27 protein-coding genes are annotated in these 24,466 nt (G+C 38.3%); 4 read left to right on the forward strand and 23 right to left on the reverse strand.

What is annotated here, in order from left to right; translation table 11 throughout:
• The first annotated feature begins 428 nt into the window (after positions 1-428).
• Positions 429-1,952 carry a Y-family DNA polymerase gene (locus FD29_RS05980; RefSeq protein WP_057888042.1) on the forward strand — a complete coding sequence of 508 codons (1,524 nt, stop codon included), beginning with the start codon at positions 429-431 and terminating at the stop codon, positions 1,950-1,952.
• Positions 1,952-2,374 (forward strand): hypothetical protein, encoded by a 423-nt coding sequence (locus FD29_RS05985; RefSeq protein ID WP_057888043.1) that lies wholly within the window; start codon positions 1,952-1,954, stop codon positions 2,372-2,374. The genes FD29_RS05980 and FD29_RS05985 overlap by 1 nt, the downstream gene beginning before the upstream one ends.
• Before the next feature lie 42 nt (positions 2,375-2,416).
• Here FD29_RS05985 and FD29_RS05990 read toward each other — a convergent pair whose 3' ends face one another.
• Positions 2,417-3,349 carry a LysR family transcriptional regulator gene (locus FD29_RS05990; RefSeq protein WP_057888044.1) on the reverse strand — a complete coding sequence of 311 codons (933 nt, stop codon included), beginning with the start codon at positions 3,347-3,349 and terminating at the stop codon, positions 2,417-2,419.
• Positions 3,350-3,506: 157 nt separating this feature from the next.
• Here FD29_RS05990 and metE point away from each other — a divergent pair, with 157 nt between their 5' ends.
• Both metE and metF read left to right on the forward strand, forming a co-directional pair.
• Positions 3,507-5,771, forward strand: coding sequence for a 5-methyltetrahydropteroyltriglutamate--homocysteine S-methyltransferase (gene metE / locus FD29_RS05995; RefSeq protein WP_057888045.1), 2,265 nt, complete (start codon positions 3,507-3,509; stop codon positions 5,769-5,771).
• The gene (metF, locus tag FD29_RS06000) at positions 5,758-6,633 is read left to right on the forward strand and encodes a methylenetetrahydrofolate reductase [NAD(P)H] (RefSeq protein ID WP_057888046.1); all 876 of its coding nucleotides are present in this window, start codon (positions 5,758-5,760) and stop codon (positions 6,631-6,633) included. The genes metE and metF overlap by 14 nt, the downstream gene beginning before the upstream one ends.
• 238 nt (positions 6,634-6,871) lie before the next feature.
• Here the strand turns inward: metF and FD29_RS06005 are convergent, their stop codons facing one another.
• From FD29_RS06005 to FD29_RS06105, 22 genes are all read right to left on the reverse strand, one after another.
• Positions 6,872-7,342, reverse strand: coding sequence for a glutathione peroxidase (locus FD29_RS06005; protein ID WP_057888047.1), 471 nt, complete (start codon positions 7,340-7,342; stop codon positions 6,872-6,874).
• 15 nt (positions 7,343-7,357) lie between these two features.
• Positions 7,358-7,540: a hypothetical protein gene (locus FD29_RS06010; RefSeq protein ID WP_057888048.1), complete on the reverse strand. Its 183-nt coding sequence runs from the start codon at positions 7,538-7,540 to the stop codon at positions 7,358-7,360.
• A gap of 96 nt (positions 7,541-7,636) precedes the next feature.
• Complete coding sequence (locus tag FD29_RS06015; RefSeq protein ID WP_057888049.1) at positions 7,637-7,981, reverse strand: hypothetical protein; 345 nt, start codon at positions 7,979-7,981, stop codon at positions 7,637-7,639.
• A 92-nt stretch (positions 7,982-8,073) separates the two neighbouring features.
• Positions 8,074-8,421, reverse strand: a complete 348-nt coding sequence (locus tag FD29_RS06020; protein ID WP_057888050.1) for a type II toxin-antitoxin system PemK/MazF family toxin — start codon at positions 8,419-8,421, stop codon at positions 8,074-8,076.
• Positions 8,422-8,449: 28 nt separating this feature from the next.
• The gene (locus FD29_RS06025) at positions 8,450-8,641 is read right to left on the reverse strand and encodes a hypothetical protein (protein WP_057888051.1); all 192 of its coding nucleotides are present in this window, start codon (positions 8,639-8,641) and stop codon (positions 8,450-8,452) included.
• A gap of 152 nt (positions 8,642-8,793) precedes the next feature.
• Positions 8,794-10,125, reverse strand: a complete 1,332-nt coding sequence (locus FD29_RS06030) for a dihydrolipoyl dehydrogenase family protein (RefSeq protein ID WP_057888052.1) — start codon at positions 10,123-10,125, stop codon at positions 8,794-8,796.
• Positions 10,126-10,771: 646 nt separating this feature from the next.
• On the reverse strand, positions 10,772-10,969 hold the full coding sequence (locus FD29_RS06035; protein WP_057888053.1) for a type II toxin-antitoxin system HicA family toxin: 198 nt from the start codon (positions 10,967-10,969) through the stop codon (positions 10,772-10,774).
• 100 nt (positions 10,970-11,069) lie between these two features.
• Positions 11,070-11,597 (reverse strand): GNAT family N-acetyltransferase, encoded by a 528-nt coding sequence (locus tag FD29_RS06040; RefSeq protein ID WP_057888054.1) that lies wholly within the window; start codon positions 11,595-11,597, stop codon positions 11,070-11,072.
• A gap of 116 nt (positions 11,598-11,713) precedes the next feature.
• Positions 11,714-11,845 (reverse strand): hypothetical protein, encoded by a 132-nt coding sequence (locus tag FD29_RS11765; protein ID WP_268872005.1) that lies wholly within the window; start codon positions 11,843-11,845, stop codon positions 11,714-11,716.
• A gap of 20 nt (positions 11,846-11,865) precedes the next feature.
• Positions 11,866-12,906: a zinc ribbon domain-containing protein gene (locus FD29_RS06045; protein ID WP_057888055.1), complete on the reverse strand. Its 1,041-nt coding sequence runs from the start codon at positions 12,904-12,906 to the stop codon at positions 11,866-11,868.
• Complete coding sequence (locus FD29_RS06050) at positions 12,899-13,570, reverse strand: zinc-ribbon domain-containing protein (protein ID WP_057888056.1); 672 nt, start codon at positions 13,568-13,570, stop codon at positions 12,899-12,901. The genes FD29_RS06045 and FD29_RS06050 overlap by 8 nt, the downstream gene beginning before the upstream one ends.
• Positions 13,571-13,586: 16 nt before the next feature.
• Positions 13,587-13,838: a Mor transcription activator family protein gene (locus tag FD29_RS11405; protein ID WP_057888057.1), complete on the reverse strand. Its 252-nt coding sequence runs from the start codon at positions 13,836-13,838 to the stop codon at positions 13,587-13,589.
• Positions 13,839-14,036: 198 nt separating this feature from the next.
• Positions 14,037-15,005, reverse strand: coding sequence for a type II TA system antitoxin MqsA family protein (locus tag FD29_RS06060; RefSeq protein ID WP_057888058.1), 969 nt, complete (start codon positions 15,003-15,005; stop codon positions 14,037-14,039).
• Between the two features lie 16 nt (positions 15,006-15,021).
• Entirely contained in the window at positions 15,022-15,378 is a 357-nt protein-coding gene (locus FD29_RS06065) for a type II toxin-antitoxin system MqsR family toxin (protein WP_057888059.1), read from the reverse strand.
• Between the two features lie 184 nt (positions 15,379-15,562).
• A complete protein-coding gene (locus FD29_RS06070) occupies positions 15,563-16,252 on the reverse strand; it encodes a 2,3-diphosphoglycerate-dependent phosphoglycerate mutase (protein ID WP_056955788.1) in 690 nt (229 codons plus the stop codon).
• Between the two features lie 147 nt (positions 16,253-16,399).
• The gene (locus FD29_RS06075) at positions 16,400-17,977 is read right to left on the reverse strand and encodes a hypothetical protein (protein ID WP_057888060.1); all 1,578 of its coding nucleotides are present in this window, start codon (positions 17,975-17,977) and stop codon (positions 16,400-16,402) included.
• 72 nt (positions 17,978-18,049) lie between these two features.
• A complete protein-coding gene (locus FD29_RS06080; RefSeq protein ID WP_057888061.1) occupies positions 18,050-19,102 on the reverse strand; it encodes an AI-2E family transporter in 1,053 nt (350 codons plus the stop codon).
• Between the two features lie 10 nt (positions 19,103-19,112).
• Positions 19,113-19,910: a YdcF family protein gene (locus FD29_RS06085; protein WP_057888062.1), complete on the reverse strand. Its 798-nt coding sequence runs from the start codon at positions 19,908-19,910 to the stop codon at positions 19,113-19,115.
• A gap of 16 nt (positions 19,911-19,926) precedes the next feature.
• A complete protein-coding gene (locus tag FD29_RS06090; RefSeq protein ID WP_057888063.1) occupies positions 19,927-21,351 on the reverse strand; it encodes a hypothetical protein in 1,425 nt (474 codons plus the stop codon).
• A gap of 170 nt (positions 21,352-21,521) precedes the next feature.
• On the reverse strand, positions 21,522-22,478 hold the full coding sequence (locus tag FD29_RS06095; RefSeq protein ID WP_057888064.1) for a peptidoglycan recognition protein family protein: 957 nt from the start codon (positions 22,476-22,478) through the stop codon (positions 21,522-21,524).
• A 105-nt stretch (positions 22,479-22,583) separates the two neighbouring features.
• Positions 22,584-23,078, reverse strand: a complete 495-nt coding sequence (locus FD29_RS06100; protein ID WP_057888065.1) for a sigma-70 family RNA polymerase sigma factor — start codon at positions 23,076-23,078, stop codon at positions 22,584-22,586.
• A gap of 298 nt (positions 23,079-23,376) precedes the next feature.
• Positions 23,377-24,141 (reverse strand): hypothetical protein, encoded by a 765-nt coding sequence (locus FD29_RS06105; RefSeq protein WP_057888066.1) that lies wholly within the window; start codon positions 24,139-24,141, stop codon positions 23,377-23,379.
• Positions 24,142-24,466: the final 325 nt, after the last annotated feature.

Consider the following 24,466-nt stretch of genomic DNA (forward strand, 5'->3'; position numbering starts at 1 on the left):
AACACTATTCAAATTTATATTATTTCAAACGTCAACTTGACAGGTGCCAACGCAAATTTAGGAATTACGGTCTTCTTATATGTAAAACTATCTTTATATTACTAATAATTTTTACTCAAATACTATGTATACCGACTAAACAACGAGAGTCCTAGCCTGGAGAGCAAAAGCTGATGGGCTCAGTGGTGGTTTAATCTTAGTCAGCGTACTGTGCTGGCTTAGATTACTGCCGAGCTTGAAGACAATTTTTAAATTGGCTCCAAGTCGTGCTCACTACGTTCCAGCCCAATCAGCTTTTGATCGGAGGGCGGCATATTTCTTCTATCTCCAGCCTTTGATTGGAAGGCGAAATTTTTCCTCTACCTTTTTCCTATCAATGATATAATAAAAACATATGTTCGTATCATAAATTAAGGAGGATAAGTTTCATGACCAAACAACGTACTTACATGGCAATCGATCTCAAATCATTTTACGCATCCGTCGAATGTATCGATCATGAACTTGATCCTTTAAATGCCAATCTGGTCGTGGCCGATAATTCTCGTACTGACAAAACCATTTGCCTGGCGGTCTCTCCTGCACTGAAACAATTTGGCGTTCCGGGCAGACCACGGTTATATCAAGTTGAACAAATGGTTTACAAGCTCAATCGAAAACGTCTGGATTCTAATCCACATCACCGTTTGACTAAATATTCTTCCATTAATCGGCAACATCTCTTGAATTCACCCAGTCTCAAGATCGGCTACAAAGTCGTCAAGCCACGGATGAATTTTTATATGCACAAAAGTACCGAAATTTATGGTATTTATTTACGCTTCATCGAGGCTAAAAACATTCATGTCTACTCTATCGACGAAGTTTTGATGGACGTTACCGACTATTTGGACAAACACAATATTACCGCCCATGTACTCGCCAAAACAATTATTCAAGAGATTCAAGCCGAAACTGGTATCACTGCAACCGCTGGTATCGGAACGAATTTATATTTGGCCAAAGTTGCAATGGATATCGTCGCTAAACATATCCCTGGCGACGAAGATGGCGTTCGGATTGCCCAAATGAATGAGCATCAATATCGCAAATTACTCTGGGCACATCAACCGTTAACTGATTTTTGGCGCATCGGCCGTGGCACTTCCAAACGGTTAGAAAAACTAGGCTTATTTACAATGGGCGATATTGCTCGCTGTTCTTTAGGCAGTTTGTCAGACGACCAAAATGAGGAATTGCTGTACCATGAATTTGGCAAAAACGCTGAACTTATCATCGATCACGCTTGGGGACACGAAACGGCCACTTTAGAAGATATCAAAAATTATCGTTCTGACGATCATGGGCTCTACTCCAGTCAAGTTTTGATGAAACCTACTTCATACGCTGACGGTCTCAAAATTGTTCGTGGTATGAGTGACGCTTTGGCCTTGGACTTGGTTCAGAAAAAAGCTGTGACCGACCGCGTAAGTATCATTGTTGACTATGACATCACCAGCTTGCAAGTCAATCCGGGCTTTTCCGGTGCTCTGGTCACTGACTATTATGGCCGTAAAACTCCTAAGCCAGGTCATGCCAAAGCTAAATTACCTGTCGCCACTTCTTCATCGTTTGAACTGATGCGGACGTTCAAATCACTATATGAAAATAACATTAACAATAAAATGTTACTGCGCCGTATTACTTTGACTGCTACCAATTTAACTGACGAAGTTGAATCCCAACAAAAAGTAAAATTCAAACAGATCGATTTATTCGGCAACGCTGAACAAGAAATCGTAGCTGACCAGCATGCTCAAGAAAAGCGTCAACGCGACCGCAAAATTCAAGAGACTATTTTAGACTTGCAAAAAAAGTTCAACAATCGCAACGTCATTCTCAAAGCATCTGACCTTGAAGAAGGCTCCACGACAATCGAACGCAATAATCAAATTGGAGGACATCACGCTTAATGGATGAGAAAAAGTTAATTGAAAAACAAATTTTTAACGACACCTCACAATATCAAGATATCATGGATCGTCCCTACCAACCTTCAAAACGTCATCTTGCTATGAACCAACTCGATCGAGCCGCCCAATTTGCCCCATTCGGAGCTTTAGAAGGTTTCAAGGATCTGATTCAAAATAAAACTTCCGACTTTGCCCGCAAGAAATACTCGAGTGCCGAAGATGAACAACTTATCAATCGGCAGCTACGTTACTTACAAATACATCCCAAATTAGTCGATGTTACATATTTCAACGATGCATCTGGATATTATGAACATTTGACTGGCCGGCTACAAAAAATCGAAACAAAAAAAGGACGTGTCAGTTTTGATGACACTTCCATCGTTATTCTCAATATCCGTTCGATTAAATTAGCCAAATGATTTTCCAGTCTAGGCAAATACTCAAAAGCTAACCGGTTTGTTTCACTCTCTGTCACTAATAATATCAAATCCATACCCGCGGATATGTTCTTTCAACATTTCCAAATAATTCTTGGCAATCGGACTCAATTCCAACTGACGGTGTTTCAGCCAGCCCAAAGTCATCGAATCATCTACATCCAAGGGAATGGCAACAATTTTATCATCGTTCAATTTATTACTGATGATTCCGGAACTGATCGTGTAGCCATTCAAACCGACCATCAAATTAAAAATCGTGGCCCGGTCACTGACTTTGATATTCTTCTTACGATCCAAGGTGCTCAAGATCTCTTCCGAAAAATAAAACGAATTGTTGTCGCCTTGTTCATATGACAAATAAGGATAGTCCGTCAAATCAGCCAGGGTCACGCGTTTTTTCTTAGTCAAGGGATTCTGACGACCGACAAAAACGTGGGGCAAAGCCTTAAATAGTGGCGTAAACTCCAAATCGTACTCTTTGAATAATTTGGTCATGATCTGCTTGTTGAAACCATTCAAATAGAGAATGCCGATTTCACTTTTGAAACTCGACAAGTCTTTTAAAATATTTTCCGTTTCAGTTTCTCGCAAAGTGAATTGGTACTCATCAGCTTGAACGGTCTTGATCAATTCGACGAAGGCGTGAACTACAAAGGCATAGTGCTGCGCTGAAACTGAAAAAGCCTGTTTGACGGTGGTATCTTTCTCATAACGCCCCTTCAATAATTGCACTTGATCCAATACTTGGCGGGCATAGATCATGAACTCGCGGCCCTCATCGGTCAAAGTTACTCCCAATTTGCTACGTAAGAGGATTTGGATTCCCATTTCAGCTTCAAGTTCTTTGATGGCGTTGGATAAACTCGGTTGAGTCAAATAAAGTTTCTTGGCTGCCTCATTGATAGAGCCGGTTTGAACGATAGTCTCTAAATACTGTAATTGTTGGATACGCATAATGACTCCTAAATATTTTTCTTTAAGTATAGTTCATCTTATAGTTTTAAACTATAACCTATCATTACTTTTATCAGTCATTCAATATCTCCCTAACATGTTAATTTATAAACAACGAAACGTTATTAACTACCACAAACACAAAGGGGACTTTTATATGACTACATCAATTATTGGCTTTCCAAGAATCGGCGAAAACCGTGAACTAAAATTCAACACTGAAAAATATTGGCGCAAAGAAATCACTGAATCCGAATTGCAAAACTTTGCCAAAGACTTGCGTTTGAAACATTGGAACTTGATCAAAGACGCCGGTATCGACGGTATTCCTAGCAATGACTTTTCATTCTTCGATACAACTCTCGACACAGCTTACTTGTTCAACATCATTCCTGAAGCTGTTAAAAAGCTCAATTTATCCCAACTAGACCGCTACTTTGCCCTAGCTCGTGGCTACCAAGGTCCAGAAGGCGATATAAAAGCTCTCCCTATGAAGAAATGGTTCAATACCAACTACCACTACTTGGTACCACAATTCACTAAAGATACTGATATCAAATTGACTGATACAAAAATCTTCGATGAATTCCAAGAAGCTAAAGACAATGACATCACTACCCGTCCAGTCATCGTCGGACCTTTCACTTTACTTTCATTGAGTGAATTCCACGATGTCAAAGCTACTGACTTTGTCGACGATTTAGTTAAGGCTTATCAAGAAGTCTTTGAAAAGTTGGCCGCTCAAGGCGCTGAATGGATTCAATTAGATGAACCCGAACTTGTCAAAGATGTCACCGGCGACAAGAGACAACTCTTTGAAGATATTTATGCTAAATTGCTTCAAAACAAAGCTGGATTAAAAGTTTTAATTCAAACTTACTTTGGCGATGTCCGCGATGTTTATAACGATTTAATCAACTTAGATGTCGAAGGTATCGGACTTGATTTCCACGAAGGCAGAAAGACTGAAGAACTTGTTAAATCAGGTTTTCCCGATGACAAAATTCTCTTTGCCGGAGTCGTCAATGGTAAAAATATCTGGCGCAACCACTATGAAGAAACAACTGATTTGATCAAGAGCTTGCCAGCTAAAAATATTGTCATTTCAACTTCATGTTCATTGCTCCACGTACCTTTCACAATCGAAAACGAAACTTTCCCTGAAGAAATCAAACAACACTTTGCTTATGCAAAAGAGAAGTTGACTGAACTCGATGACATTCAAGCTATTTTAAACGGCAACGGTCAAGATGCTGAAGCTAAAAACAAAAAGCTCTTTGAAAAGCCCCGTGTCCAACCTAACCAGGCCGTCCGTGACCGAGTTGCTAAACTGACTGAAGATTCCTTTGTCAGACACCCTGCTTTGGCCCAACGTGCTGCCATTCAAAAGCAAGAATTCAATTTGCCAATTTTACCAACTACAACGATTGGTTCATTCCCACAAACTAAAGAAGTCAAAAAGACTCGTGCTCAATTTAGACACAACGAAATTTCTCAAGAAGAATACGACAAATTCATCGCCGGCCACATCAACGAATGGCTCAAATGGCAAGAAGATATCGGTCTCGATGTCCTAGTTCACGGTGAGTTCGAACGTAACGACATGGTTGAATACTTCGGTCAAAATCTCGACGGCTATCTATTCAGTAAGAACGGCTGGGTTCAATCATACGGTACACGTGGCGTTAAACCACCAATCATCTGGGGAGACGTTGCCCGCAATCACCCTATCACCGTTAAGTGGTCCAAATACGCTCAAAGTCAAACTGACAAGATCGTCAAAGGTATGTTGACTGGTCCTGTAACGATTTTGAACTGGTCCTTCCCTCGTGAAGATATCTCGATCAAGGATTCAACTATCCAAATCGCTTTGGCAATCCAAGATGAAGTCTTAGACCTTGAAAAGAACGGCATCAAGATCATCCAAATCGACGAAGCTGCTCTCCGTGAAAAATTACCTTTGCGCAAAACTGACTGGTATTCTGAATACCTCGACTGGGCCGTACCTGCTTTCCGCCTAGTTCACAGCAAGGTCAAACCTACTACTCAAATTCACACTCACATGTGCTACTCTGAATTTACTGACATCATCCCTGCTATTCAAAATTTGGACGCTGACGTAATTTCCTTTGAAGCTTCACGTTCAAACCTAGAAATCTTGGACGCTTTGCAAAAAGAAAACTTCCAACTTCAAGTAGGACCTGGTGTTTACGATATTCACTCGCCACGTATCCCATCCGTTGAAGAAATCAAGACAACTATCCACAAGATTCTTGCCAAAGTTCCTGAAGAAAAAGTCTGGATCAACCCCGACTGTGGACTCAAGACTCGTGGTATCAAAGAAGCCAAGGCCAGTGTCGAGAATTTGACTACTGCTGCTAAAGAAGTCAGAGAGGAGCTACTTGTCCATGACAGAAACTAACAACGCACCAACTCTATCATTTGAAGTTTTTCCACCTAACTCCGATGTCGGCGTGGGCAAATTGACCGATACTTTGGACCAACTAAAGGGTCTCGAACCTAGTTTTATCAGTGTTACCGCCAGCAATCACAAGTTAGATTACGAAAAAACGACCATTGATCTTGCTAAATATGTTCACGACACTTTGCAATGTCCAACTATGGTTCATATGCCCGCCGCTTATGTGACCAAAAAAGAAGTCAAAGATGTCTTGGATAGATTGGAAAAGATGAATATCAACCAAGTTTTAGCTTTACGTGGAGATATTGTCGACGGCTATGTGCCAGAAACTGACTTCAAATATGCCAGTGATCTGACGAGTTTTATCAAAGAACAAAAGCCTAACTTCCAAGTTTCCGGTGCCTGTTATCCCGAAGTTCATCCCGATTCAAAGAACCGTGTCGATGACATCAAGCACCTCAAAGATAAGGTAGACTCTGGTTGCGACCAACTCATCACTCAACTCTTTTACGACAACGAACAGTTCTATCGTTTCCAAGAAGAGTGCGCCATCGCTAACATCAATGTGCCAATTTTGGCCGGTATCATGCCCATCGTGAATCGCAAACAAGCCCTTCACGTTATCGAAAATTGTTCCGCTCACTTGCCAAAGAAGTTCGTCAATATCTTGGACAAGTACAAAGACAATCCTGTTTCTCTAAAGGAAGCCGGTATCGCCTATGCGGTCGACCAAATCGTTGATCTCGTTACTAATGACGTACAAGGTGTTCACCTTTATACAATGAATAAATCTGATACCGCTAAACATATCTTCCGTAACACCGCTTCCCTGTTCGACTTGGAAGTTCCTGTGGAAGAATAATTAAAGCAAAAAGAACCCTATCACTTCAGACAGAGTTCTTTTTGCTTCAACAGATATTATTTACAATAATTTATATCTTTAAAAGATATTTACATGATAAACTGCGGTTGTTACCTTACCAGTCTGGTATCAGATTGGAGGTGTTTATAATGCTTCTTCATTTTTTGCACCATTAGTATAACATGTTCAATTAATTCTCGACAAGGTCGTTTGTAATTTAATATTTAATATATCAATATCATTTATTTAATGCTTCAAGAATTTTAGGTTCAATCTTCTCCGGCGTGGTTATTGGCGCAAATCTTTCCAAAACTTGACCATCTCGACCAATCAAAAATTTAGTGAAATTCCACTTGATCCGACCGTGGCCAACTTCATTTTTCAAATAAGTAAACAGTGGGTCCTCATTTCCACCGTTGACGGCAACCTTTTTCGTCATTGGGAACGTTACGCCATAGTGCATCTGACAATAGTCGCTTGTCTCTTGATCAGAATTCAATTCTTGATGAAATTGATTTGATGGTAAGCCCAACACTTCAAAACCTTGATCGTGATACTTTTGATAAAGTTCTTCTAAACCTTTCAACTGCGGTGCGAAGCCACATTTGCTGGCAGTATTGACGATCAACAAAACTTTGCCTTGATAATCCTTAAAATCGATTGTAAAGCCATTCATCTCTGTCTCTGAAAATTCATAAATTGCTGTCATACCAACACATCCTTTCTACTGTTGACGATAGAAATACCACAACTGTCCCAAATAAAGAACTGCTAGGCCAATCAAAATACCTAGTCCATTGACGTTCTTGCTCATCATTTTGAATGCAATCAAGGCGTCATAGATCACGCCCAAAACAATTATTTCGTATACGAAGAATAAATTGGTTCTTTTTAAAGCAGTTAACATGTTGATACCTCTATCTGATTATTGTCTTTAATTATACACAAAAAAATAGGCTCACCGTTAGATGTGAGCCTATCATTATTAGTAATTTTGACAATATCACTTTTTGAATCGAGAAACTTTTACGGAAAAAGCCATAAACATTGGGATACTCCAAACCACCGTCAACAGCATCGACATCAAGCCAATCGTAATATCAGCGGTTTTCAAAATTAACTGTTTTTGATGTACTCCTACAAAACCTAAACCACACATGGCAACCGTAATTATTATCATGCACATTGCTGTCACCGATTGATACGTCAAGTGCATGATATAATCTTTATTTTTTTGAAATTCCAATTTCTTGTCAAAACTTTTGCATACATCACTAAAGATCATTAAGGTGATTATGCCAGCCAATACTAAAGCTAGCACGATAACATCTTGGTAATCGAGTCCCATAAAATCATTTACTCCCTTTTACTTCATACTTTACGGAGAGAATAATTTTCTAGCAACAAAAAATGTTAAATTTTGTTCCACCATGTAAAAAATTAGTCGACTATCTGACGTACAAAGGTTAATACTTTAAAAAATGTGGCGTCGTCCATTTCGGCTGCCTTAATAGCCCTCCTGACTTTAAAATCATACGTACGAACTTGTAAGGGGTTAACAAAACCAGTTATATCTCCAATATCATTCACTGGTATCAAATAATTATCCCTTTTAAATCGATTATTTTGAGCATTAGTGATTGGACAAACAAGTGTTAAATTAGTTAATTTGCTGTATCCTGAATGACTTATTACTACAGCTGGTCTCCTTTTTTCTATTTCCGAACCAGCTGAAGGATCAAAATCGAGCCAAATAATATCTTGTCTTTCTGGGATATAATTAGTCAATATTTTCTTCCCCTCGTAATTTGTCTGACTATTCCTCTTTTTGACGCCAATCGTGCGTTTCGATAAATTCTTTATCTTTAAAGATATTATTTTTCTTAGGACTGTAAATAATATCTCCGTGTCTGCCTTGAAATACATCGTACTCGTCATCAGTTATTTGAATATTTTTGGGTATTGTAAAAACTGAAGAATTGCCAACTTTTCTAGGTTTAATCGTCATTTTAATCACCTCACGTGTATATACAGTATATATACAAAAATTTATTCATTCAAGTTAATTGATTCTGTAAGATACAATCATAAATTACGCGTTTTTACAAAAAGAAGCGATGAAAGTCATCATAAATCCCTCCATCACTTCTTTTAATTTTTCTAAGCACGATGCCATGCTGCATAACCGATTGTTGGGAATAAACCAACTAAACGGCTAACTTGTTCACGGTCAAATTTGAATTCGATAGCTGGCAACAAAGCATTGACGGCATCTTCAGCTTGATCACTAATCTCAGTAACGCCAACTAAGTGGCCATCTTTATCGTGAATCTGCTTGCTAGCGGCAATTGGTTCCTTGTCCACGATGTAATACCAGTAATTGGCTAAATCATTCTCACTGATCTCAAGACCCTTTTTCTCTGCTTCTTCTACCGATACCCCTGCTTGAGCAATTCTTGGCGAAGTAAAGACAACCTTAGGAATAACTGGGAATTTAATTGGTTCACTAGTTTGTCCCGAGAACAATTTCATCAAGTATTTTGAACCAAAGTAAGCTGCTGGAGTGACCTTGGGTTGGTCGCTAGAAATGACATCCCCGACAGCGTAAATATTTTCGACATTCGTTTGCAAATGATCGTTGACCAAAACCCCGCTGGCATCATATTTAACACCAACGTTTTCCAAGCCTAACTTATCGACATTGGGAATACGGCCGGTCGCATCCAAGATCCAATCAGTCGAAAGTTTTGAAGCACCATAGTTAACTTGATAGCCTTCATCAGTCTTTTCAAACGATTTAACATCGGAATTTTTGATAAATTTAACCCCACGTTGTTTCAAATCAGCGACAACTTTTTCAACGTATGGTTGGTAAAAATCACGTAAAACTTTATCCGAATGCAACATCACGGTTACATCTGCACCGGCTTCACTAGCCATTGTCGCAAACTCCATACCAATATAACCCGAGCCAATAATTGTCAAATGCTTAGGCAGTTGCTTTAAATTCATGAAGTCTTCACTGTCATGGGCTAATTCTGTTCCAGGAATATCCAAACGGTGTGGCTTCAAGCCAGTTGAAATTACGATTTTATCCGCTGTTACTTCTGTTTTGCCATCGACTAAAACCGTGTGTTCATCTTTAAAACTAGCGTGGCCTTTAATGATCTTGGCCCCAGCATCCTCCAAACGTTTTGTCAGACCCGCTGGTAATGGATCGATGATCTCCTGCTTGTGGGCAACATTTTTGTTCCAATCGATAGCTATCTCACCTTGTAAAACATCTCCCAAACGTTCTGCCTCACGCGTCATTTTGACCGCTTCATCCAAAGCTATCTTGGCATTACAACCGCGATTAGGACAAGTTCCCCCAATCAAGCTACTCTCGATCGCGCCGACAGAGACTCCGGTTTCAGCCAAAGGAGCTGCGCCATCAAATGTTCCGTGACCAGCGCCAATATATAACACATCAAAATCAAATTTTGCAGACATCCAAATACCCTCCGATTCTTTTAATTAGTTTAACCATAAAACATTCCCAAAAAATTGTAAAAAAATAAGCAAAAACAAAAACCGTCTCCGATTCAAAATACGGTTCTTTCTTGAGCTTAGTTGTTCACTGCCGTCTTCCATGAAATTCTGGTGGACGCTGGAACGCGGTGAGAGCAACTTAGAGCCAATTACAGTTCAAATTGCCTCTAAGCTTGTCTGTCTCTAACCTGGCAAAGGACGGAGGCTGCTGAAAAAGTCGATAATTTTGATTTTAAAATTACCAATTCCCAAAATAAGTACCAAAATCGACAGTAAAGTGGGCGCAAAACACCTAAAATTGTATTTATTTAAGTTCAAAATGGGGATTCTATTTTTCGGGAAATACTTTTTCAGCAACCTCCAAAGGACGCCAGCCAAGAGACTACCACGGCTGAGCATCCACCAGAATTTCATTCCAGACTAGTTGGTTTTTTATTTGTTTTACATTACTAAAATAGGTCATCCAATCGATTTTTGGATGGCCTATTAGTATATAAGTATCGAATCAGAAACGGTTTTACACTAATGCTCAGAATTTAACCGATTTATTCTAATCTTTATCTAAAATGAGCTGCACAAACCAGATTCCTGCGCATTGCTCCGTTCTCTAATTAATTTTTATTCCAGCCTGTTTCAAAATTTTACTTTCGATTCCATGTTCTAATTCTTTATCGTGATGGATGGGGACTGGAAGCGTCACATTCGTTTCGGGATTATACATTTTCAGATGCGATCCATTCTGTGACTTCTTGACGAAACCATTTTGTTTCAAAAGTTTCACTATTTTTTGTGGTTTCATTGCCATTTTTTTGTCCCCCCTTCTGCAGTTTCTCATTTTAATTGTACACGTGAAAAACTAAGAATGAAAAGGATATGAATTTTTGGCACGAAAAATTGTGACATGATTATAATTTATATTCCATAATACTCAGGGTTCTGACACCCACTGCCTTCAATTCAACATCACGATCTTCAACGAATTCAAAACCATTTCTAGCATAAAGTTTGACCGCTGGAACGTTGGACTTCAAAGCATCCAAATGAATCAGCTTGTAGCCATCATGTTTAATATCGGCCATAATTGCCTGCAACATATCACGTGAAATACCTTGGCCACGGAATTTAGGGCTGACTGCAAAAATATGGATCACACCAATCTCTGAATCAGTTACCGGATACTTCCAGTTGGCGCCACGATAACTTTCATCTTCGCCGTAAGTTACCACCCCAGCGGCCGCGATTTGATTGCCTTTGTAGCCCAATAACAGTTTTCCATGTTTGATGGCATCAAGCAATATTTCACGACTAGGATGTGCACCCCAAACCCACGCAGGTCCATACTCAGAATTTGGCAAATCCTCACAAATATCAATATAAAATTGACTAGCTTCGTCTAAATCTTCTAAGGTTGCAGCACGAAATTTATCTAGCATTGAGTTACCTCCGATAATCGATTGAAATATTAATAATATTAGCATTATTTTCAAAAAAATAAATAATAATTTAAATTATTATCGGTCTAATTCAGAGATTGATCACTCCCAAATAATTAAGTTCTTTTGATTGCCCGCACTATTTTATTTAAAATATCCGCAATCAAATCAATATGTTCAGTTGCTCTGTCAACGTAATCAGCCTCTAAATACAATTTGTTTCCATCATCGAAATGAACTTTCATCATAAAGCGACGGACCACTTTTATTATTGTCTCAAATACCAACCATAACTACCTTGATCCAAGTGTTCCAAAACAACTCGTTCTTTCCCATTGATAGTTCTCTTCGCCAACTTAGCAGCAAATGGATTAGGTGAATTATCGCCAGTAAAGTAATCAGTATCATCTTCTTCAGAATACTGAACCGTATCGATTGGCGTAGTCGTCTGAATATTGTGAGCATACATAGCGGTGATACTGTCTCTGGAAAAAGTAATTGTTTCGGGCATGATACCCATTTCGTTGTTCTCGGAATCAACTAATTTCCAATTACCAGCTAAATCATCAGCTCCTACGAGGCTTGGTTCTTTGTACGTAGGATCATTGCTGGCATCGTTGGCACTGGTGTCATCCTTTGGCGTCTGCACAGTTTGAGTATTATTCGTTGTTTTTTTAGTACCTGTATTTTGACCATCATCATCCCTGACAACTTTTTGTTTTGGTGCTGTCAAAGTAACCGACCGTCCATCCCCTAGGATGATCACTCTTTGAGTTGATTCATTTTTCCCCAACTTGATCTTGAAATTATACACACCTGGGAACAAATTATTCCTAGTCAATTCAGAATAATTTACCTTGGTGCCATCGACGGTGATATTGGCTTTTTTCAACTTGCTAGGAACTACCAGTTTACTAGTCATTGTTGTAAGTTTCATATCTTTAAAGAAAAGCATCTTCTTAGTCTGAATATATTTGATACGATAATCATTCTCCGCACCCGAAACTCGGCCACTGTTCTTTAATGTATCTTCGATCTTACTAATGTCTTCAGTCGAATTCTGATTCCAATCTAACAAGATACTCTTCGCACCTATCTTGCTGAGCGATGATTTAGTTGTCTCACTGTCGAACATCTTCAAGAATTCATCAGCGTTTTGATTTTGAATTATTTGTGTCAAACCAGTGTCAGACGACGTGTCATTGCTCTTCTTTGCACCAAAGATAATGTAATAATATCCCCCAATAGCGGCTACCAATACTACTAATATTATTATAAAAATTAACGGCTTATGATTTTTCTTAGGCATGATTTACTTGACTCCGATCTATGAACATCAAATACAAGATATACAGATTTGCGAACGGAACAAAGAATAGCCAGGCCATATTTTTATCTTTGCCTAAATAGTTCAATCTTCGCATGATTGGTGGAATCTCCATCGCATACAATGCTATAAAAAGCAAACCAGACACGATTACCATCAATGAAGAACCCAACGCAACCGCTGGTATCATCAAAACGATATATACCGCTATCCCTAATATCGCTACCATCAACTGTGACCACCAGAAGATCGACTTCTGATTGTCCTGAACGGTTGGACTGAAATCGAACTTATTGGCCCAAATGTAACTCATGCTTTGACTGAAATCCAAGTGATTAGGTTGACCCATTTTAAAGTTGCCCGCATACGATTGCTGGTTCTGTTGGTTACTATTAAAATTATTTTGATACTGGCCATTAAAATTATTTCCATAATTATTATTGAAACCATTGGGATTTTGATTATTCATAGTTTGTTGATTATTAGTTTGTGGTTGTGAATTCCTATCAAACTCCGAACCGCTAGTAAATTTACCACTGTCCGTATTCCCATTATTGTTCGACTCCATCGGTTGTTGCGTTCCACACTTAGGGCAGAATTTAATATCGTCTTCCATTTTAAAACCACAGTTAGTACAAAATTTCATTGCTCTCACTCTCCTATTATTTCTCCATATGTTCTTTGATCCATCTAGGTGAAAATCCATATATATTTGAAAGTTCCCGGATATTTTGACCATCGTGCTGCTGAGTCAAATATTCTTCTAACTCAATGCGATCGTATAATTTCATTGGCAACTGTAATTGCGTTCCACGAAATTGTTTATATATCTTCATCATGGCGTCTTCCCCTAGCAAATCCCAAAGTGCCTTGTATGATGGATGCAACACATCGTAATTAATGTGCTCAGTCATCGCTTGTCCTCCTCCCATGTACCACGTTTTTTCATTATTAACTTAGCAAATTAGCCTTGACACTGAAAATAAACGCCACATCAAGTTGTTATTATTTGTTGCTTGCACGGTGCATGTAACTTTACATACTTTGTGCAGTGAACTTTCCAATGCATAAAAAAAGAGCTTTAAGGATTGCTCCTTAAAGCTCAAATTACATTAATCATTCAATTCAAAAGCATACTTATATGAAATAATACCTTTGGATTCAGTTTCTTGGTAAGCTTTTTCTTTATGAGAATATTCCGTTATCATCTTGGCATTATAGTCCTTAAATTTTTTAGCTACTCTTTTTAAGGTACTCAATTCTTGTTTGCTAAAATAATTATCATCAAATGACTCATCGGTTAATAATTCTTCACCATGACCGTCACTAAAGGGTCTAGCATCTATAACGTTTTGATCACGCAAAACAGTATAGAGCAAATCAAAATCACTAGGAACCGGCCCATAATGATCGTGCATATAAGTGGCTCCGCTCATTGAAACCGCATTTTCACTAAAGAAAATAAAATCACAATAAAACAAAAGTTTGTTGAGTCTCGTTTTAGATAAGGAAGTTCCATGACTTATTAAAAAGATCACCATGTTTTTAAATTTATTAAAATCAAACTTCTTAAATCCATCGTTGATAGTCGCCGTATTGTTTTCATTTCTCAACGTATATGCTTTTAACACGGAATCGGTTTTAATTTTTTGCTTCATTCCATCTAAAACGGATTCCACTTTTTGGCTATCCTCATTGGTTAAGTTGTTCTTATTTTGATTAAAAAATTGAATAAAGACTCCGTCATCAACTATAAATTGTTTTAATAAATTGCTTAGACTTTCGGAAGGCAAAGCCCCCTTCTCATATCTAGCAATTGTAGCCGAGCCAATACTCAATAACTTTGCCAAAGATCTTTGAGATAAATTATATTGCTTTCTAAAATCTATTATCTCTTTAGAACTAATTAGTCCATTTTTAATTCTATATTGTTCGAAAGCTTGATTAATAGCTTGATTATCCAATTGATGATCAAAGATAATTTCTTCGGTTTCATCATCTACGCGAGCATCAGCTAGAACGGTAATTTCAGTATCACGCACTTTAAAAGTTTGATTTCTTTTTTCAATATGACTGTTCATTGCCCTCTCTCCTTTGCTAATTGGATTCATTGTATGGTTGCTCAAATGGTTTATTACTCTCGTGAAATGAGAGCACTTTACATTTTTCACTTTGAAACTTTAGTTTAATATAAACTGGTATTTTACCATCACTTTCCAAAATATAAATGAATTCCCAAACGTCAGTCCCATCTCCATTAAAATCAGGACTAGGACCTCGATAATATTCTTTAGGCGTCAATCCACATATGATATCACTAGCGTTATCTAAATTGAGTCCTAATATTGTCAATCCATTATAGCTTCTTGGAATCCATTCGATATTCCCATTTGAAATGGCATTCTTCACGTTAAATAAAAATAAAATGATATTACCTTTTCTGGTCACTACCATACCATTTGATACCACCATAATTTCTATGCTTATTTTAACTGCAAGTTATATCTTTTGCAATCAATTGATAGCATATTTACATTATAGCAAACATAAGTTCGTGTTTCATCTATTTTGATAATACCATCCCACAAAAAAAGACCCCACACACTGTGGAGTCTTTTTAAATTCAACTAATCAAAAATTAGTTAAGCTTCTTCTTACTTACAACGTTCAACTTGTCATCCAAGTCATAAACAACTGGTTCACCAGTAGTCATTTCAACATCCATGATATCAGCATCAGAAATGTTTTCGATGTACTTAGTCAAAGCACGTAGTGAGTTACCGTGGGCAGCGATGATAACGTTCTTGCCATCTAGCAATTTAGGAGCGATTTCATCTTCCCAGAATGGAATTACACGTTCCAAAGTAACTTTAAGGTTTTCGCCACCAGGAATAATTCTTGGGTCCAAGTTTGCGTAACGACGATCGTTAGCTGCTGAACCTTCGTCAGTAGCTTTCAATAGTGGAGGTAATGTGTCATATGAACGTCTCCAGATATGAACTTGTTCATCACCGTATTTTTCAGCTGTTTCAGCTTTGTTAAGACCTTGAAGTGCACCGTAGTGACGTTCGTTAAGTCTCCATGTCTTTGTTTCAGGAATCCATAATTGGTCACAGCCTTCAAGAGCATAGTGCAATGTCTTGATAGCACGTGTCAATACTGATGTATAAGCTTGATCAAATTGGATGCCAGATTCTTTAAGAAGTTTACCAGCGTTTTGAGCTTGCTTTACGCCTTCTTCACTAAGGTCAACATCAACCCAACCAGTAAATTGGTTTGATAAATTCCATTCACTTTGTCCGTGACGAATGAAAACTAATTTTGCCATTTGTAATGATCCTCTTTTCATTTCTTTAACAATATGTATTTTACACGATTTCAGCCATAAAAAAAAGAGAGGTCTCTTTAATTTACACGAAAAAAGCGAAAATAAAGATACTAACCTCTCATTCATAAGCAACAAATATTTCAAAAATTATTGTTTATAAATCGGTGTTTCAATTTCTTTTAAAGTTGTGATATCCAACTTATTCTTCGAATTCTTATTCAAATAAGTATTAACTTGGTCTGAACCGGCCATAACAGCAGTAACTTTGTCCTTACCTTCAATCAAGTTGGAAACTGCCTCAGAGTTTTCACTTTGCTTCATCACGATTGGAATAACTTCGTAGCCGTAATCACGCAAGCTCAAAATTCTCTTGTAATATTTCGAATTGATGGAAATAAAGATCGTTGCCTCTGATTGTTTCAAAGCCCGATTCTTGATCCACCAAACGATCAATTCTTCATCGCTATCGAAAGTACTGATCAAGACATTGCCTTCGCTGAATAGTTGAATATAAGGCTCGTCAGCGGTATACGACTTGATCAAGACAAGTGTTCCATCTTGACGATAGAAGTTCTCACGCACGACTTTATTGGCGTTACGGTGATCATAGAATTGAGTTGCGGAAATAACTCCATTGACATCAAAAATATCACGACTCAACAAATTGTTGTTCTTGTAGTGACGGATGATTTGGAGTTGATGATTGGCGCTGCGAGAAACTTCCATGATCAACTTGTCGTCAGCGTTCAAAATCTTATCAACTTTGTCAGATACGTGTTGAACTCGATAGTTCTCATCGAAAGGAATCTCAGCTGGTGCGACTGTCACATTGGAGTTTCTGCCTTGCAATTCATTGTACATATTCAACAAGAAAGAATTGCCATCAACGAAACCGGCGTTTTGATAATTCATCCAAGTTTGATCGACCTGATCATTGTAAGTTACCGAAATGGTATTGGCTAACAAGCCCTTTTCTTGCAAAGTCTTCGTCAATTGTTGCCACATGGAAGTTACCAAACTGTCCGGATTAGCAGCGATATCATCTGAAAAGACGTAATAATCGCGGTCAGTATCCAAATAGATCTCGTTGGCCATTTCATCAGTGCCGAACCAATCCTTCAAAGAAGCATTGATACTGCTGATACGGTCAGTTGCTTGCTTTCTTGTCTCAGTTTGATCACTGCCAGTGTTGCGCAAAACGTGGTTGCAGTAACTTCTGTCAGCCAAAAGTTGACTACGTAATTGGGCCTTCAAATCAGCACTTTGATTCAAAGTACTTTGCAAATTTTGTTCCGTATACTTCCACTCATCGTTGTCCCCATTGTCCATAACTGGTTGTTGTGGAGCTTGTTGAGGTTGTTGTTGGTCTTGAACAACTTGTGATTGGTCCTGTTGTTGAGGCTGTGGATTTTGTGGTTGTGCTTGTGGATTTGCTTGTGGTTGGTTTTGGTCAAAGAAATAATTGTTGTTATTGTCGTTAGGCATACTCTCATTGCCATTTACGCCATTATTATTGTTATTGGTATTCATACCGTTCATACCATTATTGAAATCTTGACCATTTGGTGCATATTGCATCCCCATCCCCGGTGCGTTGTTAAATTGATTCTGCGCTTGATCAAAACTATTTTGATCTGATTGTGGTTGTGGATTTTGGTAAGAAGGATTATTTAGATCAGAATAATTATCATCGTTATCTTTCTTTTTTCTATCGAAGAATGACATAATTTAATCTCCCATCTACGTCAATTGACTATATTAACTTCATTATATATGACAAGTATACCTTAATTGTAATTATAACGATTTCTTAAATTTAATTCTGCGCTTAGGAGTTTTTCGACCGATAGAATGGACTCCTAAAATATCCAAGAAGAAGACGAAGATTGGAATACCGATGATCAATCCCCATGTACCTAACAGTTCTTCCGACACGATCAACACTACGAATGTAAAGAAGATTGGCAAATGAGTCATGCTGGACATGAATTGTGGATTCAAGAAATATGTTTCAATCAAGTGAATAATCACGATCATAATAACGATGTAGATCACGTAACGGATCCCGCCGACTGAATAAGCGACGAAACTCAATGGAATCAAAGAAATAATTACTCCGGCAACTGGGATCAACGATAAGACGAAGACCATCGCTGCTAAAGCTAATACGCCGGGCATCTTCATAAATAATAAGGTGATCGTTGTTAGAAGCGTATTGACAACCGCAATCATCAACTGAGCTTCCAAAACGACACCGAAAGTATTGACGAACTTTTTGCCATAGTAGAACAAGTCAGAGAAGATCCAACTGTATTTACTGTCCAAGAACTGACGTCCAAAGGCATTCATCTGTTCAACTTGACTTGTATAGAAGAAACTCAACAAGAAGGAAATCACAATGTTAAAGCCAACTGCTCCCACGCTACTGATGTAATTGACCACTTGTGAGACGGCCGCTTTGATCTGATTATCAAGATTGATCTGTTGCAAATAATTGTAGATTATATCCAAGTAAGGATTGGAGCGAACTTCTTTGCTCTCATAAAACTTCTGTAACGAAGTAAACATTTTCACCGTTTGGCTGATCAGTTGTGGCACGTAGTTAGCAATGACAAAGATCAACAAGGCGATGATCATCAAATACACTGGTGCGATCACCCAAATCGGTTTAACTCGTGGAAATTTCTTTTGGACGACTCGAACTAACTGAACCGACAAAAAGGTAAATATAAACGTCAACAAGAAAAGACTCATCATGCTACGGAACAAATAGATCATTCCAATTACAATAAGTAGCAAGATGAATCTTCGCAAGCGCTTGTTTTCAACAAACCTATCGTAAAAATTCATAAAACTCTCCTCATATGCACATACTTAACGATAACAAAATATCTATTCCTAAAATAGAAAACAGTGCGTACCGATGATACCAGATCAGAGCCGTAAACTCACGAAACATGGCCGGCCACTTGAGCATATCAACCGTTTTGGCAGCCGCAAATTGGACCCTCAGCCCCAATTTTTTGACATGGAACTTCGTTCTAGGAATATGGTAGTCGCTAGTTACTATGATAACGCGCGGATGAATATCTTTTTGCCATATCTTACTAATTTTTATGGCCGAATATTCTAAATTCTGCACGGTATTGTGTGATTGTTCTTCAGTAATAATCATTTCTGCCGGAATATTATCCTCAATCAAGTACTTTTTCATCAAAGCAGCTTCCGACATGACATTTCTGGAAGTCCGACCGCCACTGACGATTATTTGTGGTTTGTTGGCAAAGCTGTGATAAAGCTCAATCGTTTTATCGAGACGTCCGGCAAGTATCGGTGGCACTCTGGTGGTCAAACACTTGTTGCCTAAAACTAACAAAAAATCCGTTCCATGCATAGCTTTTAACTTCTTTAGATCCCTATTCATCTGCCACATATATACCAACATGCCCACTAAGAGTACTAAATTAAGCGTGGCAAAACTGAAAGTATAGGCGCGGACAAATTTATTAGCCGTCAATTCTGAAATTAAATAGAAGGCAAAAATCGTCAAACTTGAGATGGTTATCGCTCCTGAAGGATGTCGGCTGTAAACGAATCTGATTCGATAAACAATCAACGCTTCGACCAGCGTAACTGCAATCATCAATAAGAAATTCATAATCCCCCTCCACAGCTTAATTCAAGCTGAATTTCAATTTCGGCACATCCAATGGAAAATCTTTGACCATCGTCCATGTCACTGTTGTTGAATCCTTATCTGGTTGTTTCAATAAGAACAATTTGTTATCCAGCGACCCGTAGATCAAAAATTTACCCTTAGTTGTCGTCACAGCGGGACCATTTTCTGAATAAGATGATGGCGAGACCAAGAACATATATTGCATCAAAGGCTGTTTACTGCCGTTGACACTGATGCCTTGATAATCGCTAGGTTGTAAATTGGTGCCGTACTTATCCCCAAAGTCGACGCCAATGTTTCCAACTTTCTTGTTGTGATTATCTGATATTGCCCCCACCAACTGCATCAAGTCAGCATTCGACGTGATAGGATTGCTCTTATACTTATCATAATAATCTTTCGTCTGCGTGATAGCATCTTTTAAGTCTGTTTGAGCCGTAGTTGATTTGGCCAACAGATTTGCTTTGGTATTAGTTTGGCCATCTTTGACCCGAACCGTGTAGTCGCTGGAGTATAGATACAACTGATCTCCAGAAGTTTCGATCCTAATATTTGCTCGACTGATCTGATTGCCAGTCACTTTGGAATTCACTTTTAAGTTGACCGATTTTGGCAACAACTTGTCTTGATTTTGGCCTTGATAATAATAGTCGATCGTTACGAGATTTTTGGCTGTTAAATAAATTTTACCGTAGAGACTTTGGACGTTGCCGTTCTCGACCATTGTCGTCATAACGACTTTACTGTCAGTCTTGTCAGTCAATTTCTGAGCTGAGTGTTCGGTCAAAGTCATCTGATAAGTCCCATCTTGATTAATGGTCAAATTCCCATCCGTCCGGCGGTAGTCAATGATAGTTGAAAAATTAAAATTGCCGGCCATAGACTTATTCGTCAATGGCGTAGCGCTGTTTTGGATGTCAACGATGTGATCAGGCAACTGGTCGGCAGAAATGGCCTGTGACTTAGTCTTCTGCGACTTGCTGATGTTAGAAGTTTTATCACGTTTAGTGATGTAAGCGAACTTGTAGTTCTGCCCTCCCGATTCGACCAAATAGCCCTTCATGTGTTTGCCATAGACATTTTCGTGATAAGACTTGAGCAACTTGATGACGAGATTATTTTTAGCCGTTTTGAAAGTTATCGTCTTGCCGTCACGATCCAAAACATACTTAGGATTGTCGAACTGACTGTTGAAACGATTGATACCCACTTTACCCGCAATAGTTGAAGTATCTTTAACTTCTGCGCGTTGGTTTTTTAAAAATTTGATTGAGACAGTATCGTTCTCACCTTGATCTTGATATAAATACCAAGTTTTATTCATGGTGGCTACTTTGGAAGTCTCTTTTTCTTTACAGCCAGCTAAAACTACGGCAAAAAGACACAAAATACTCAATACCCAATAGAACTTTTTTCCCATATCACGTCACACGGCCTTTCTCTTACGATAATTATAGACGGGACCATACCTATTATTGAACAATGATAGCAAAAAAAGACCCGCTTTTCAGCGTGTCTTTTGTAATATTATATTATTAGAATTTTTGGAGCTCAATATTGGAATATCAGTTTCAATAATGAACAGATCAATTAGATAACGTAACTTTGGTCAACCCATTCGTTAGTAGCAACACGACGGTATGTAACGCCATCAACGACTCTGATCTTATCAGTATACCAAGGTGATTTGTTAGCTAAAGCACGGTTCATAACCTTGTTGACTGTGAAACGTGTTGAATCGCCATCCATTGATACAAGTGGAACATAGTTACCATTTGGATTGTTTACAGTGATACTGTTTGAGTTCGTATTTGTATTAGTGTTGCCTGAGTTGTTGTTGGTACTACCTGAGTTAGTATTACCCTTCAATTGGTTGTAATACTTGCCAACTAGATCATAGAATTGATCCATGCTGTAACCCCATTTAGCAAAGTAGCCAACTGGGTCAGTGTGAGTTGTTTCGCCCCATCTCTTAGATACATCGTTATGTGAAAGAACGGTTGTACCTGGTGTGAATGGCAAGTTGTATTGAACTAATTTTGAAGCTGTGTAATAAGCTTGGTTAGCGACTGATCTAGCAAAAGCGTCAGTTGAACTTACTTCACACAATTCAACTTGAATGAACTTAGCATTGGCTGTAGGACCAGCACCCCAAACTGTATAGTCAGTATTCTTAATGTTTAAAATTTGGGTGTTATCAACGAAAGCATGAACATATGTATAAATGTTTGACCATTCACGGTTGAAGTATGTAGCCTCGTTTTGAGCTGTAGCACCTGGTGTAGCTGTTTCGTGAATAACGACACCCTCGGGCTTACCAACACCATTTTCATAACCGTTCCAGTAACTGAATGTACCCTCTTGGTTAGTAATTGAAACTGGTTGAATGTTGTTGTTATTGATATAGTCATTGATTGCTGAAGTTGCAGCTTGTGTGATTTGGATCTGTGAACCGACTTCAGGGATCACTTGGCCAATCGTTGTAAAACTTATACTAGCTAAAGCTACTGATGTAGCAACGCTAGTCAAAATCTTCTTAGATATCATAATAAATATTTCCTTCCCGCCGTTAATTTCCTTAACGTTATAAATTATAACAAGTTTTTTCACAAATTTGATAAAAGTAATAAGGCCGTAATGAAACGGTAAAATTCAACGAACGCTCATATGTCGTAATTTTTGCAAAAGCCTATTCCGACAGTACCTGAGGTTACGTGTAGTATGGTTATAACGCTTCGCCAATATTACTAAAGGTTGCTCTTCAATGAAATGTTCTTGCAATATAATTCTGTCCATTTTCGTTAATTCTGCGATATTTACAAAGTCAAGATCCGCATAAATATTTTCCTCTGGCACTCGTTGAAAGTCAAATTCCTCCAAACTGTGGAAATCATGGTATTTCTTCTCCTGGCGCAACATATCCAGCATCTTCCACGTTAGTTTCTGGAAGACGTATCGTCCAAAATTAGACAAATCGTCATTCGTTTGGCAATAGTTTTGGTACGTCTTGGCATAAATGATCATCGCTTCTTGAAAATAGTCGTCATAGTCGCTGCGGGTAACATAAATATGGACCTTCTTCAAAACGCCGTGGATCAAACGTTGATTGTCTAAGGCATTTAAAAAACCTGCTTCAAGATTATTCATAATTGTGAGTGCTCCCTTTTTTACTCACAAGCGCTTGTGGTGGAATTAATATAACTAATCTTGGTCTGTAATATTAGTTGCCAAAAAGGTTCAGCAAGCCTTAGCGTTACAACTTTTCGACATTTAAACAAAATAAAGAAACCCTTAAAATCGATACTTCTTGGTTATTTTTGGAGAGTTTGATTACTTTTTGCTTGCCGTCTTTGAATTGCATTAAAAAAAGCCATCTAATTTGTTAGATGACTTCATAAACCCAAATAATTGTCTATTAGAAATGGAAACTACTTCTATAAATAATTTAGTAGTTTCTCTTGAGGCGATTTAAATTTTGACTGTAAAAAGTAATTAAACTGGCGGCTTCAGGTTCTTCTATTCCGATATGATTCAATAAATAATTGATGATCTGATTGTAAATAGGTTCAACTTGAATAATTTTTCGTACGATTGTTCTATGTAATAAGCAATTGCAATCTTCAAATTCCCTTAAAATCCCGACATTTCCTAATGGATTCACATCTATTAGACCAACTGCCATAAACCTACGGGCAACGTTGACCATAAATTCACTCATCATGCAGACGTCGTGAATTCTTTTCTTCAAATTTCCACGCGGAAATGACAAGCGGATTCTGTGTCCTTGAACTGTTGTAAAGTGTGCATAACCATCTTCTTGCGAATAGCTCTCAATATGATGTGCAGCAATCCAATCAACACTCTTACGACTACCACCAGTCATTGGCATGTATGACACATAACCTAAAGCCGCAGGCAAATGTTTGATACTGAAAAGACTTGCCACCACGCGCGCTACTGTAAAACCGACTCCGTTCCAATTGTGAATTTCGTTTATCAACTGCCTAGTCGTTTGTACAGCTAAAGTCACACCGTATTCAGCATGTATGACTAAAGAATTTCCTAAACCAATCGGATTATAGGAAATATCCAAAAGAGCTATCACTCGATGATTCATTTTAAGCGGTTCTCGAAAGTATAATCGACTTTTATTGGCCAACAAATAATCTTTGTGAATCTCTAACTCACCGAACTGATATAAAGATTTCATCTTTATGTCCTCTTTTGAATTATTTTTTTACTCTTTATGACACGCACCGAATATAACAAATCTGTCTGTTATTAGATACCGTTTTTGAAAGTATTTACAATTCTTTACACGTAATTTACAGAAAACAGTTTTAGTGGCAGTGGTAATGTGGTTCACTGCCGTCTTCCGTGAAACCCTGTGGATTGCTGGAACGCTGTGAGAGCAACTTAGAGCCAATTACAGTTCAAATTGTCTCTAAGCTTGTCTGTCTCTAACCTGGCAAAGTACGCCAGCCAAGAGACTGCCACGGCTGAGCATCCACAGGATTTCACTCCAGACTAGAGTA

This window comes from Companilactobacillus mindensis DSM 14500, from assembly GCF_001434275.1.
GTDB lineage: Bacteria > Bacillota > Bacilli > Lactobacillales > Lactobacillaceae > Companilactobacillus > Companilactobacillus mindensis.